Genomic DNA, 12,570 nt, shown 5'->3' on the forward strand with positions numbered 1-12,570 from the left:
TTTTACTTTGCGCGTTTATAAAATGGTGTTTGTACTACTTTTGCTTTTACTTTCTTATTTCGAATTCCGACTTCTAGTTCTTGGTCTAATTCAGTATAAGCAGTATCTATTAACGCTAAACCGATATTGGTGCCAAGAGTTGGAGATTGGGTGCCAGAAGTGATAACTCCAATTTCTTTATCATTTAGAAATACTGGATAGTCGTGACGCGGCATGCCTCGCTCAATCAATTCAATCCCAACTAATTTTCTCGTTAGTCCCGCTTCTTTTTGCTTGATAAGTGCTTGTTTTCCGATAAAATCTGCTTCTTTTTTTAATTTCACTGCAAAATTAAGGCCAGCTTCAAGCGGAGTAATATCTTTACTCAATTCTTGACCGTAAAGTGCAAGAACTGCTTCTAGACGTAGCGTATCACGAGCTCCAAGACCAATTGGCGCTACACCTTCAGCCAAGATTGCCTCGAATACTTTTCCAGCATCCGCACTTTGCATGTATATTTCAAAACCATCTTCTCCAGTGTATCCACTTCTCGATATAATTGTTTTCACTCCGGCAACATCAGCATCTTCTATAAAACCAAAGAAACTTATAGAGCTTAAGTCCGCATCTGTTAATTTAGAAAGGATTTTTTCTGCATTTGGTCCCTGTAAAGCTAACTGTCCAAACTCCGAAGAGACATTTTTAACCGTAACATCCCCAACAATATTTTGAACCATCCACTCAAAATCTTTTTCTGTATTTGCCGCATTGACGACAAGTATGTATTCGGTTTCTGATTTCTTATAAACAACTAAATCATCTACTGTTCCGCCTGTTTCATAGCACATAATATTATATTGTGCTTTCCCTATTTTTATTTTCTCTATGTCGTTAGATAACAAATACTGTAAATAAGAAGTACTGTCAGGGCCTTCCACCAAAATTTCGCCCATATGGGACACGTCAAATAACCCTGCATCAGTTCGCACGGCCTCATGTTCTGCTTTTATTCCAGCAAATTGTACTGGTAAATCCCATCCGCCAAAATCAATGGTTTTCGCACCATATTTTGCATATAGTGGATGAATCGGTGTTTTAAGTAATTCCGTCATTATTATATCCTCCTTTTTCACATAACAAAAAGGCTTATATAGTTCATAAGCCCTGTCGTTACATAAAAATGACTCCAGAGTTGCGTCCCGTAAACATCCTTTTGCCTGAGAGTTTCACATAACTTATGCTTTCCCCGTCGGCGCTGCTTTTCACAGTCTCTCTGTTTACATTCACCCGCTAATTCTATTATTTATCTGCCTTTTCTATAGCTTATCACGAGTTGTATTGTTCGGCAAATAATTAGTTTTATTCCTAAAAAATTCTTATTTTAATAGCTTCGTTCGGAATGTAAGGGCTTTATCTTGATTTAAAGTTCTTATTATACGCTTGTTACATTACGCACAAAGATTGTGAAAATATAATAAATGTGAAAAAAGTTTTTTCTATGGGCTGAGATACACTAAAAAGATTTTTTAATAAAGCATTTTCTATCATCTGACTCTTTTTAACTAAGAAAATCGCTTTTTTGTTTTTGTGAAAAATCGTTTAACAAAGGATTTTAGACACAGTTGTAGAATATGACTTGTAAGGAGGTTGTTATGCCACAAAAACTAATGGATCATATTACATCTCAAGCACTTCGGGTTAATGCAAGCGATATTCATATCCACCCTTTAAGGAACCGTTATTTGCTTCGTCTCCGGGTCAATGGAACGCTAATACCACTTCTCTATCTTTCCTTCGATGTTGGAGAAAAGCTAATATCATTTCTCAAATTTCAAGCTGCTCTAGATATAAGCGAAAAACGAAAGCCTCAATCTGGTAGCTACGAGAAAGAAACTAAATCTGAAAAAATAGCTTTAAGGCTTTCTACCATGCCTAATAAAGACTTTCACGAAAGTATGGTAATTCGTATTTTTCGCTATAAATACCCAATCCCTTTTTTAAAGTCTTGTCTATTTCCTAAGGTAGCTAAACAAATTTTACAACTATGTAATAACCAAACAGGATTGTTTCTTTTTTCAGGGAGCACCGGTAGCGGAAAATCAAGTTCCATGTATAGTTTAGTTTCCTCTATAGAAAATAAAACTGAACTTCAAGTAATTACAATTGAAGATCCTGTCGAGCATTATTCTCCTGGTTTTCTCCAAGTGGAAATTAATGAAAAAGCTAATATCACTTATGCCCCCGTTGTTCGTTCTGTTCTTCGCCATGACCCTGATATTCTTATAGTTGGAGAAATTCGCGACTTTGAAACAGCAAAAATTGTAGTACGTGCTGCTCTAACAGGTCATTTGGTATTTAGCACTGTTCATGCTGGTGATACTTATGGAGTTTTATTAAGATTGCTTGAATTTGGCGTTAGCAAAGAAGAATTAGCTCAATGTTTACTTGGTATTAGTTTTCAACAATTATCCCATTTATATTGTGTCTATTGTGGTTCAAAGTGCCATCCACTTTGTAGCCATTTACAGCGAAAAAGAACAGCTATTTATGAAGTAATCACTAAAAAAGATATACAAAATTATTTTAATTCAAGTTATCAACAAAACAAACCTAAATATACATTAGATGCAATTTATCAGAAAGGGGTTGCTTATGGCTTTTTTTCACCGGATTAATTGGAAAGACGATGGCGAATTTTTAATAAGAATTGCTAGTTTACTTGATAAAGGCTTTTCGCTGGAGTCAGCTATTAGTTATTTAAGCATCACCACTCCTAAACATAGCGAGCGATATAGGCAAATTATCGCTTCCCTTGCAGTTGGCAACTCTTTTTCTTATGCCCTTAGACAAAGCGAGTTTCCAGAGTTTATTTGTTCTCAACTTCATTACGCCTCTAATCATGGTTTTTTTATTCAAACAATCCAAGAAACAGGCATTCATATGAAAAGAAAAGCTGAAGAAAAAAACGCCTTAATGAAAACATTTCAATATCCACTAGTTTTATTTTCAACAGTTATTGTAGTATTTTTCTTGCTTCGAATATTTCTTTTACCAAAATTCGAACTTTTATTTTTGCAACTTGCAAGTAATGGTTCACTTGGCACTAATTTCACTTATTTTTTGCTTGAAAAAATGCCGATTATATTAGGTGCTATTTTGCTCACTCTCTTTCTATTTGTTGGTTTTATTATTAGAAAGCAAAATAAAAAATCAGCTTATGAACGCGCTTATTTTTATTGTCGCGTCCCTTATATAAAACAGTTCGTCAAAATCCATTATTCGCAATATTTTTCACGAGAAATAGGTTACCTATTAAAAAGCGGCCTTTCTATTTCTCATGTTATGCAATTGTTTGCGCGAGATGACTCCCCGGCTTTTTTTCGTTCGATAGCCAAGCATATTATTCCTTCACTTGAAGCCGGTTTATCTTTAACAAACGCATTAGAAAAAATGCCTATTTTTGAAAAAGAACTATATTACATTGCTATACATGGAGAAAAAAATGGTAATTTAGCAGAAGAATTTTTATTCTATTACAATTTATGCCATCAAAAAGTATTACAAAAAACAGAAAAACTATTTTCATTTATCCAACCAATTGTTTTTATAATTATCGGAGTTTTAATCATATCGATTTATTTATCAATTTTATATCCAATGTTTTCCATGGTAAATCAAATTTAGAGGAGGAGTTCTAATGTATAAAATCAAAATAGACTGGAAAGATGATCGAGGCTTTACCTTAGTAGAAATGCTCATCGTTCTTTTAGTTGTCAGCGTATTATTACTTCTAACCATTCCAAATATCGTTACACAAAGTAAATCTATTAATAACAAAGGTTGCGAGGCTTTTATTTCGATGGTTCAAGGACAAGTTCAATCATACCAGCTAGACAAAAATTCGATACCGTCAGTAAATGACTTGGTTAGTGGTGGTTATTTGAAATCCACTCAAAAATCTTGTCCTAATGGAAAAAGCATTAAAATAGACAGTTCAGGAAATGTTTCTGAGAATAAATGAAAAAGAACGCCTTCACTTTACTAGAAATGTTACTCGTCTTATCCATTAGTCTCACTATGGTTACCCTAACTATTTATCCCATTTCAAGCACTATCTCTGCACTTACAGAGAAACAACTATTAGAGGAAGTAAAAGCCGCTATTTACCTTGCCCAAATAAATGCTATAACATCAAAACAAGATACTACCATTTCTTTTATTCCTAATGAAAATCAATTCATTGCGACTTATAACAATCAACCACTTATCACTATTCCATTTGGAACTACTTTAAGTTTACAACAAACCAAAATTGAGAATTATCGTTTTTCTAGTCTAGATGGTACTATCAATCGCTTTTCTACGATTCATCTTTCAGGAACAAATAAAAAGTATAAGATTATATTCCAAATTGGGAAAGGACGTTTTCGAGTTGAATAAGGTTAATGGATTCTCATTAGTAGAAAGTATGGTTTCTTTACTGCTTTTCTCTATTGTATGTAGTTTTTTGTTACCAATTTCTATGACTATTTTTCAAAAGCTAGATCAGCAGAAAGAAATTAGCCAACTATATCAACAAATTTTCGAACACAGCGAGCTACTACGTTTTAGAAGTGTTCCGATTATTTTCAGTGATGAGCAAATAAAAAGCTTTTATTATCAAGGAGGTATCCAAGTTTGTGCAAAAACTAATACAATTGAAAAATGTACATTATAGAAAGAGCACATCAGCCTTCACTTTGCTTGAAACAATTCTATCGATCACCATCGTTTTAAGTATCAGCTCTCTTATTCCATTATTTTTCGAATGTTATCATAAAACTATCCAGCTTAGTAATTTAGATCAAACAAGTGAATGGCAATTATTTTTGGTACAAACTCGGTTAGAATTAGAAAAAGCAACGAATATACAAGTAAATTCAGAAAAACTCTCTTTCAAAGTAAATGATAATCTCGTTACTTATTCAAAATACAATAACATTCTACGACGGCAAGTAAACGGTAAAGGACATGAGCCTTTATTACACAAAGTAACTAATTGGCAAATTACCAATGAGGAAAACCAGCTTATTTTAAAAGTTACTTTTTCCAATAATAAGTTCTATACTTCCAAATTCCCTCTGACGAAAGCGAATGAATTCTAATGAAAAATAATGGATTTACGCTCCCGTTTATACTTTTTATAGCGTTGATTACAATATTAATTGTGACAGGTAGCGCTTCAATTTTTAAGACTCAAATTCAATATGAAAAACAACTTCAAAACTATTATTTAGCATCTGCAGAGTTGAATTTAGCACTGTTAGTAGCAAAAGATGATTCGATGTTAGCCAACCAACTTAACATAAAGTACGGTAGCTCAATAATAGAATGTCAATCAACTGACGATACTTTATCTAGCTTTAGCTGCAAAATCACCCTAGAAAATGGTTATACGCTAACAAAAACAACGAACCCATAAGCAAGAGTTCGTTGTTTAAAAAGATTTAGTTGGTGTATTGATTAAATTATACATTTTACCAGTTTTCGTATCAATAACCTTATCAAATAGATAACCATAGAGCACTAAGTCTCCTGTTTCATACGATAAAATAGGTTGATTATCCATTAATTCGAGTACCGTTGTTTCTTTTTTGTTCGTCGGATCAACTTTTACCAATTTATATTCATGTGGCCCACTGCTTATTTTTTGACTCTTATATGGTACGAAAGTTAAAAAAGTATTTTTATCAAAATTTATATCAAAATACGGGATAAAAGTTCCTAATTCATCATACTCTCTTGCTGAATCATAAGAGAAAAAATTTTGAAAACCTATTGTTCTAAAAACATACAATAATTTTTCATTCGAAGATTTCTCAATCGTAAGTAAAACATTATCATGTACAGCAAATTGCATTATATTAGCAACAATTAAACTTTTAGTGGCATTATCTCTAATATCTTGTAAATATAAGTTCCCTAATTCATCATCTGGTTTATCTTTATTATTTGAAATAACCAAATTATCACCATACCAAGAGATAAACGGAGATACTAAATCTACATTATCAACTTGATTAGTTGTATAATCCCAGTTCTCAATATGAAAATTCCACTGAGGACTATAAGTCACAAACATTATTTTTTCAGGCGATTCATCATTCCAATAGAAAGTTGTCGTTAGCGGTTTAGTATCTCTAGCCGCCACTATTGATCCATCATTTAAGGCGATGATTCGCATGGTTGCTTTTTTGTCTGACTCAGCAGAATAAAGCAAAATATTTCGATAATCTGGACTAATTTGGACTTCTGAAATAGATTCATTTGTATTAAAGATAGCACGCTTTTTTTCATTATAAATATCTAATTCTTCAAAGTAGGTTGTCCCATGTTTTTTGGTTTGTAACAAAACAGTATCTTTTGACAACCAGCCAACAACACGTTGGAATTCTTTTGTTTTAATTTGAACACCCTGAACTTCTTTTGCAGTCTTTTTTGGCGTTTCTTTTTCCTCTGAGCAACCAAAAGAGATAAAAACCAAGCCCATTAACAAGGTAATTAGCAAAAAAGCTTTTGATTTTTTCATCTCTGGCCTCCAATCTCTCTATGCTAGAATTTTACCCTTTTCATAGTAAGCTAAAACAATGAGTGATAGAAAGATCATCTTAAGTAAGATAAGCTACAATAATGGAGTGTTATTGTAGCTTATAAAAATTATTAATCTTCAACTGGTAATGCTAACCAAGCAGCACCTATTATCCCAGCGTCATTCCCTTTTGTCGCAATGGATAATTTAGTGGATTCTTTAACTGCTGGAAATACCATTGTCTCAAAATAATTTCTGACAGGTGTTAAAAGTTGATCTCCTGCTGCTGAAACTCCCCCGCCGATAATGATTTTTTCAGGATTTAACATGTTGCCGATGTGACTAAGTGCTAGGGCCAAATAGAAAGAGATTTTATCAATCGTTTCATTTGCTAATTTATCATTTTCTGCACCTAATTCAAAAATTAATTTAGAAGTAATAGTTTCTTGTTTATTGATGGCTTCTTTAAGTGCTGATTCACCAGTAAATTCTTTTGCTAGATCTTTTGCTACGCGCACAATACCAGTTGCGGAAGCTACAGTTTCTAAACAACCTTTTTTACCGCAAGTACAATCATAGCCATTTTCTGGAACAACTGTTACGTGACCGATTTCACCTGCTGCGCCACGAATTCCGTGCAGAATTTTACCTTCTGCAAAGATTCCGCCGCCGACGCCAGTTCCAAGTGTTACAAATACAACATTCGCACCACCTTCACCAGCACCTTTCCAGCGTTCACCTAGTGCAGCAACATTCGCATCATTATCTAATTCTATTTTTAAGCCAGTAATTTTTTCTAAGTCTTCGCTAACATTTTGTTCTTCGGCCCAGCCAAGGTTATATGCACCTTTAACTGTTCCTGTTTCGTAATTTACTGTTCCTGGAGTTCCCATTCCAATACCGTAAAAAATGTCATTATCCAGCTGTAAGTCAGTTAATTTTTGATTAATAGAGTCACCGATGTCTTTTACAATATGAGCACCTTTATCCTCAATATTTGTATCGATAGTCCATTTTTCTTCAATGTCGCCTTCTTTTGTTAAAATAGCTAATTTTGCAGTTGTCCCACCTAAATCTACACCAATTAATTTTTTGTTCATTCTGCTGTTCTCCTTATAATCAATTTAATTTAAACTACTATTTTTTCGTTGTTCTTTGATTAATTCTTGTTTCAATATACTGCGAGCTCTAGCAAAAACTTCTCTATCTAAAATATTATGCTTAAAAAGTTCTGTGACTTCATATTCCATCATTTCGATGTCGTATTGTCGCTTTCCTAAATAAACAATTATGCCATGCTTTCGTAATAATTGAGCAACATCATAAACTGTTTTCATATTAAAAACCTCTTATTCTTTGCTTTTTTCTAACTCATCATAATAAGAATCAAAAAACGGATTACTGGATAATTGTTTAGCAGTATCGGCTTCTTTAAGGGCGCCCTCTATATTACCTTGTACTCTATAACAAAAAGATAAATAATAATGGGCTTCTGGGATGTCGTTATCCAGACTAATTGCTTCGTTCGCCATATCTTCTGCCTTATCTATTTGCTTATTTTGTAAAGCAATAGATGATGCATAAGTATAAGAATAGCCATCAGCACTTCCGCTTTCAATTAAATTATCTATAATTTTTGTAGCTTCTTCTTTGTTATGTTCTTGCAAATATTGTTGAACTGCTATATTGGCTGGCATAGGATCATAAGGCTGTTCCCCTTTTTGGAAACCAAAATATAAAAAGAGGATAGCTACTGCAACAAGGGATACTCCATAAGCAAGTCTACGCCAATGGAAAAATTGTTTCGGTAATGATAATGCTCCCGCGAGTAAAAATCCGCCAACTAATCCACCAATGTGGCCAGCAATATCAATTTGCGTAGAGAAGACATCTATCAGTAGATTAATCGCTACTAAGGAAGCAATACTTGTTCCAATTGTTTTCGCATAAAGATTTGGTTTTAATACAACTAAATATAACAGTGCACCCATTACAGCAAAAACTGCCGTGCTAGCCCCAACGGATAAATTCATATTTAACGCAAAGCTTGCTATGTTACCACAAATACCACCTAAAAGAAGTATAAGAATATATCGCCATTTACCATAAATACGCTCTGCCCAAGCACCAACAATATAGAGCATTACTGCATTGGATGCAAGATGAATTAGACCGCTATGGAGAAAAATTGGTGAAATAAAGCGCCACCATTCCCCGGCATAAATAAGTGGGTTGAATTTACCGCCCCATTTAATTAAGTTAAAAGTATCTGTTGAGCCACCTTGGAAGGTAACCCATAGAAATGCTGCAACTATAAGTCCAATAAATGAATACGTGACAATTGGTTTAGAATTTCTGGCTACTTTTTGTTCTTCATTTACTTTAGTAGTAATATAAGTGATTACTTGTTCGCGTTCTTTTGCTACCATTTCTTTTGTTATTTCATTAGGAAGAATAAATGCTTCTTCTGGTACATCTAGTTTTTTTATAAGTAATTCAAGGTGCTCCTGCATCTGCTCGTTTGCAAGTAATATATTTTCTAATTTCACTTTTTCGTTTGGAGACGCAATAGTTTGTCCAAAAAAAGGCGAAATATCACCCATAGGCTCAAATGGAGTTATATATATATTAACAAGAGGCAATTTTAAGCGTCCCATTTGCTTACGAAGGTTTTCAGTTACATGTAATGTGTGGGTCACATCACGTTCCACCACATTTGCCCAACTTAATTCTTTCATCTGAATACGGATGACTGGTCTTTTTTTCTGGCTGGTATTTTCTAACCAAAGTTCTTGTTTCTCCTCATGAAGATGGATCAAACGGTATTTTTCAACACCCAAGAAATAGTTAGTTAGGCGCCAGAAGACATATTGTTCTTGGAAGCTCAAAAAATTCCCTGCTTTCATTACAAATTATATTTACTACTATACGCAAAAAAAGGGGCGTTGTAAACAATCCACCCTATTTTCTATAGAATTATTTTTATCTATCCTTCAATAAGAATAGAAACAGGTTTATCATGGCTTTCTGGAGTGAATTCTATTTGTTGCTCATATAAACACAAAGAGACTGTTTCTCCTTTAAAATCGGCTAAAAATCTATCATAGAAGCCGCCGCCAAAACCTATTCTAAAATGTGCTTTATTAAAAACAACTCCTGGAACTATTAATAAGTCAATTGCATCTTTATCGACTGTTTCTGCTAACTCATGAGGCTCTAAAATACCAAATTTTGTTTTAATAAGCGGATGACTAGAATCCATTTTTTTAAATTCCATTTTTCTACTTGGGTAAAATGTTTTTGGAATTAAAACGGTCTTTCCTTCTTTTTTCGCTTGAAGTATTATTGTTTCCGTTTCAATCTCTGGATGTCTTGCTAGTGTAATCCCGATTACTTTTGCTTGATTCCACTCTGGTAATAGAAATAGTTTTTCTGCAAGTTTAATAGAACGTTCTCGGTGTTCTACTTTATCAATAGTGTTTAAATTACGCAAAACTTTCTCTCGAATAAGGTGTTTGTCTGCCATCTTGACTTCCCCCTTTTTTATAATAAAAAAAGCAACAGAATGGAGATCCTGCTGCTTACTTAGTTTCGCGGTGTAAAGTTACACGGCGCAATCTTGGACAATATTTTTTTAATTCAATACGTTCCGGATTTTCACGCTTATTTTTAGTAGTGATATAATTACGATCACCGCATTCAGTGCATTCTAAAGTAATATTAACGCGCATTATTTTTCCCTCCAACTCCGACTGACGAATTTATTTACTAAACCTGTATAATAATATCATTTTTACACAGTTGTTGCAAGGACTCTATGCATTTTCTTTTTATTTTCTTTACAAAACCTTATTTCGGATGGTGTTTTATGTTAAATTATGCTATAACTAGTAGTAGAGTTTATGGAAGAGAGGTGTTTATAAAACCCATGACCACAGTCATAATTATCTTATTAATTGCTGCTATTGCGCTGTTTGTCATTTCATTTTTACAAAAAGGCGATAATAAGCAATTAGAAAAAGAACTGGAAGATGTTGCTGCTCAGTGGATGCAAGAAAACTTTGAATTAAAACAACGTGTCTCTGAATTAGAAAAAGCAATGAAAATGGATGCCCCTACCGTTGAGGTTGAGCAAGTTCCTGAAAGTCCAAAAGTTCGCGAATTGATGAAAAAACAAGTGATTACCCTTTATACTTCTGGAATCGTAACTTCAGAAATTGCTGAACAGTCATCCCTACCTAAAGAAGAAGTAGAAAAAATCATTGAAGAATATTTAAAACATTGATTTAAATTTTAAAGGAGGAGCCTATCTGTGAAGAAAAACTTACGGATGTTGGCGCTAGGTTTCTTAATTTCTGCCGTTGTCTTACTGGTTTATAATCAGTTTTTCTCAACTCAGACCAAAGCAGATGAAACTAAAGTCACATCAAAAAAAACTGGTTCTGATGAAAACTCAAAAACATGGAAAAGCAAATACGAAAAATTATTAGCTCAACAAGAATTAGATAAACAAGCAGAAGCGGACGCAAAGAAAAAAGCCGAAGAAGCTGCTAAAAAGAAAGCTGAAGAAGCTAAAAAAGTAAAAAGCTATACATTAACGATTTCTAGAGGAGATCCCTCTTCCAAAGCTGGCGACGAACTTGAAGCAAATGGTATCGTTAAAAGTTCTTCAGAGTTCGATAAATACTTAAGAGATAATAATTATGAAAAATACATTCGTGACGGTAGTTATACGCTCAAGAGTGACATGGATTATGAAAAAATCGCAAAAATCTTGACACATAAAGATTAATTATTAAAAAAGGAAATGAGTCTAGAACTTATTTCCTTTTTTTGTTATTATTTAAGAAAGAAAGGATGATGAGATATGGAAAATGTAAAAATGAAAAACCTCATAAATAATACGGGGGTATTTTACCTATAGAATGCTCCCGACTTACAAAGGAGCGAAACAATTGATACTTGAAAAATATGGTTTTACAAGTTTTTTTGAAGAACAAAAAATTGCTGCTACTTCTTCATACGGGAGAGTTACAGCGGTATTTAGAGATTTTTATCGTGTTATAACGGAAAATGGGGAATTTTTAGCCACGCTTAAACGAGGAAATTTTTACGAATTATCCCCTTCTAATTTGCCAGCTGTCGGCGATTTTGTCGAAGTAAGCAATGAGAAACAAATTTTATCTGTATTACAAAGGAAAACAATTTTTTCTCGAATGACTAAGGATTCAGAGGAACAATTAATTGCCGCAAATTTTGATTATGCGCTTATTGTTATGAGTTTGAACCATGATTTTAATTTAAATAGGCTAGAACGTTATTTAACGGTTGCTTGGGATAGTGGTGCTACGCCAATTATCATTTTAACAAAAGCAGATTTAGTTGATGACCTTACGCCCTTCACTATGGAGCTCGAAACGGTCGCTTATGGCGTTCCTACTTATTATGTAGATAATTTATCGCACCGTGGTTTTGAAGCTCTGGAAGCTGATTTGAAGCCGAATAGCACCCTCGTTTTACTCGGATCATCCGGGGTTGGTAAATCCTCCTTTATTAATAGTCTTGCAGGAGCAGATCTGATGAAAACTTCGGAGATTCGCGAGGATGATAGTAAAGGAAAGCATACAACGACTCATAGAGAAATGCACTTGCTTGCTAATGGTTGGATTATTATTGATACGCCTGGTATGCGTGAATTCGGGATTGGTTTAAATCAAGCTGGTCTAGAAACTACATTTTCTGACGTAGAAGAATTAAGTAAAGATTGTCGTTTTCACGATTGTTCTCATACAAGTGAGCCTGGCTGTGCGGTTCAGGAAGCATTATCAGATGGGACGCTTTCGCTAAAACATTATGAAAATTGGCAGAAATTACAACGTGAAATGGCTTATCATGCTCGAAAAAACAGCCCTGCTTTAGCCAGACAAGAACGGGATCGCTGGAAAACGATTCAAAAATCACTTCGAACACATTTAAAAACACGACCAAAAAGATAATAAAAAAAGCAAGTAGTTAAAAACTAC

At 33.9% G+C, this 12,570-nt stretch carries 17 protein-coding genes and 1 riboswitch; of the genes, 10 read left to right on the plus strand and 7 right to left on the minus strand.

All coding sequences use genetic code 11. The features are described from left to right. Positions 1 to 2: 2 nt before the first annotated feature. Complete coding sequence (gcvT, locus tag AC4PG0_RS01815; RefSeq protein WP_492167499.1) at positions 3 to 1,091, minus strand: glycine cleavage system aminomethyltransferase GcvT; 1,089 nt, start codon at positions 1,089 to 1,091, stop codon at positions 3 to 5. Between the two features lie 83 nt (positions 1,092 to 1,174). Continuing rightward, positions 1,175 to 1,266, minus strand: a riboswitch (glycine riboswitch). 365 nt (positions 1,267 to 1,631) lie between these two features. Between gcvT and comGA the strand changes: the two genes are divergently transcribed. From comGA to AC4PG0_RS01850, 7 genes are read left to right on the plus strand one after another with little or no spacing between them, the layout of a single operon-like run. After that, complete coding sequence (comGA, locus tag AC4PG0_RS01820) at positions 1,632 to 2,654, plus strand: competence type IV pilus ATPase ComGA (RefSeq protein ID WP_045553017.1); 1,023 nt, start codon at positions 1,632 to 1,634, stop codon at positions 2,652 to 2,654. Next, the gene (comGB, locus tag AC4PG0_RS01825) at positions 2,632 to 3,663 is read left to right on the plus strand and encodes a competence type IV pilus assembly protein ComGB (RefSeq protein WP_492167498.1); all 1,032 of its coding nucleotides are present in this window, start codon (positions 2,632 to 2,634) and stop codon (positions 3,661 to 3,663) included. Before comGA ends, comGB begins: the two co-directional genes overlap by 23 nt. Positions 3,664 to 3,676: 13 nt before the next feature. Then, entirely contained in the window at positions 3,677 to 4,000 is a 324-nt protein-coding gene (gene comGC / locus AC4PG0_RS01830) for a competence type IV pilus major pilin ComGC (protein ID WP_003762085.1), read from the plus strand. Further along, complete coding sequence (gene comGD / locus AC4PG0_RS01835; RefSeq protein WP_492167497.1) at positions 3,997 to 4,419, plus strand: competence type IV pilus minor pilin ComGD; 423 nt, start codon at positions 3,997 to 3,999, stop codon at positions 4,417 to 4,419. The genes comGC and comGD overlap by 4 nt, the downstream gene beginning before the upstream one ends. Continuing rightward, positions 4,412 to 4,696: a competence type IV pilus minor pilin ComGE gene (gene comGE, locus AC4PG0_RS01840; protein WP_003771703.1), complete on the plus strand. Its 285-nt coding sequence runs from the start codon at positions 4,412 to 4,414 to the stop codon at positions 4,694 to 4,696. The genes comGD and comGE overlap by 8 nt, the downstream gene beginning before the upstream one ends. Next, a complete protein-coding gene (comGF, locus tag AC4PG0_RS01845; protein ID WP_003771701.1) occupies positions 4,659 to 5,123 on the plus strand; it encodes a competence type IV pilus minor pilin ComGF in 465 nt (154 codons plus the stop codon). Before comGE ends, comGF begins: the two co-directional genes overlap by 38 nt. Beyond that, positions 5,123 to 5,440 (plus strand): hypothetical protein, encoded by a 318-nt coding sequence (locus tag AC4PG0_RS01850; RefSeq protein WP_003771699.1) that lies wholly within the window; start codon positions 5,123 to 5,125, stop codon positions 5,438 to 5,440. Before comGF ends, AC4PG0_RS01850 begins: the two co-directional genes overlap by 1 nt. 15 nt (positions 5,441 to 5,455) lie before the next feature. On the opposite strand, the gene AC4PG0_RS01855 is transcribed toward AC4PG0_RS01850, so the two are convergent. The 6 genes from AC4PG0_RS01855 to rpmG all read right to left on the minus strand — a co-directional run bounded on the left by AC4PG0_RS01855 (position 5,456) and on the right by rpmG (position 10,278). Next, a complete protein-coding gene (locus AC4PG0_RS01855; protein ID WP_003771697.1) occupies positions 5,456 to 6,547 on the minus strand; it encodes a YqgU-like beta propeller domain-containing protein in 1,092 nt (363 codons plus the stop codon). Between the two features lie 131 nt (positions 6,548 to 6,678). Then, on the minus strand, positions 6,679 to 7,647 hold the full coding sequence (locus AC4PG0_RS01860; RefSeq protein ID WP_003762078.1) for an ROK family glucokinase: 969 nt from the start codon (positions 7,645 to 7,647) through the stop codon (positions 6,679 to 6,681). 24 nt (positions 7,648 to 7,671) lie between these two features. Beyond that, complete coding sequence (locus tag AC4PG0_RS01865; RefSeq protein ID WP_003762076.1) at positions 7,672 to 7,884, minus strand: YqgQ family protein; 213 nt, start codon at positions 7,882 to 7,884, stop codon at positions 7,672 to 7,674. Positions 7,885 to 7,896: 12 nt separating this feature from the next. Further along, positions 7,897 to 9,435, minus strand: a complete 1,539-nt coding sequence (locus AC4PG0_RS01870) for a rhomboid family intramembrane serine protease (RefSeq protein WP_003766750.1) — start codon at positions 9,433 to 9,435, stop codon at positions 7,897 to 7,899. Between the two features lie 98 nt (positions 9,436 to 9,533). Next, positions 9,534 to 10,073 carry a 5-formyltetrahydrofolate cyclo-ligase gene (locus AC4PG0_RS01875; protein WP_003762069.1) on the minus strand — a complete coding sequence of 180 codons (540 nt, stop codon included), beginning with the start codon at positions 10,071 to 10,073 and terminating at the stop codon, positions 9,534 to 9,536. A gap of 55 nt (positions 10,074 to 10,128) precedes the next feature. Then, positions 10,129 to 10,278, minus strand: coding sequence for a 50S ribosomal protein L33 (gene rpmG / locus AC4PG0_RS01880; RefSeq protein WP_003719608.1), 150 nt, complete (start codon positions 10,276 to 10,278; stop codon positions 10,129 to 10,131). A gap of 197 nt (positions 10,279 to 10,475) precedes the next feature. Between rpmG and AC4PG0_RS01885 the strand changes: the two genes are divergently transcribed. From AC4PG0_RS01885 to rsgA, 3 genes are all read left to right on the plus strand, one after another. Next, positions 10,476 to 10,832: a hypothetical protein gene (locus tag AC4PG0_RS01885; protein ID WP_010991501.1), complete on the plus strand. Its 357-nt coding sequence runs from the start codon at positions 10,476 to 10,478 to the stop codon at positions 10,830 to 10,832. A gap of 27 nt (positions 10,833 to 10,859) precedes the next feature. Next, complete coding sequence (locus tag AC4PG0_RS01890) at positions 10,860 to 11,339, plus strand: endolytic transglycosylase MltG (RefSeq protein WP_003762065.1); 480 nt, start codon at positions 10,860 to 10,862, stop codon at positions 11,337 to 11,339. Positions 11,340 to 11,502: 163 nt separating this feature from the next. Continuing rightward, complete coding sequence (rsgA, locus tag AC4PG0_RS01895) at positions 11,503 to 12,543, plus strand: ribosome small subunit-dependent GTPase A (RefSeq protein WP_492167496.1); 1,041 nt, start codon at positions 11,503 to 11,505, stop codon at positions 12,541 to 12,543. Positions 12,544 to 12,570 lie beyond the last annotated feature (27 nt).

The organism is Listeria sp. MAN/IMW/UF464 (assembly GCF_058683955.1).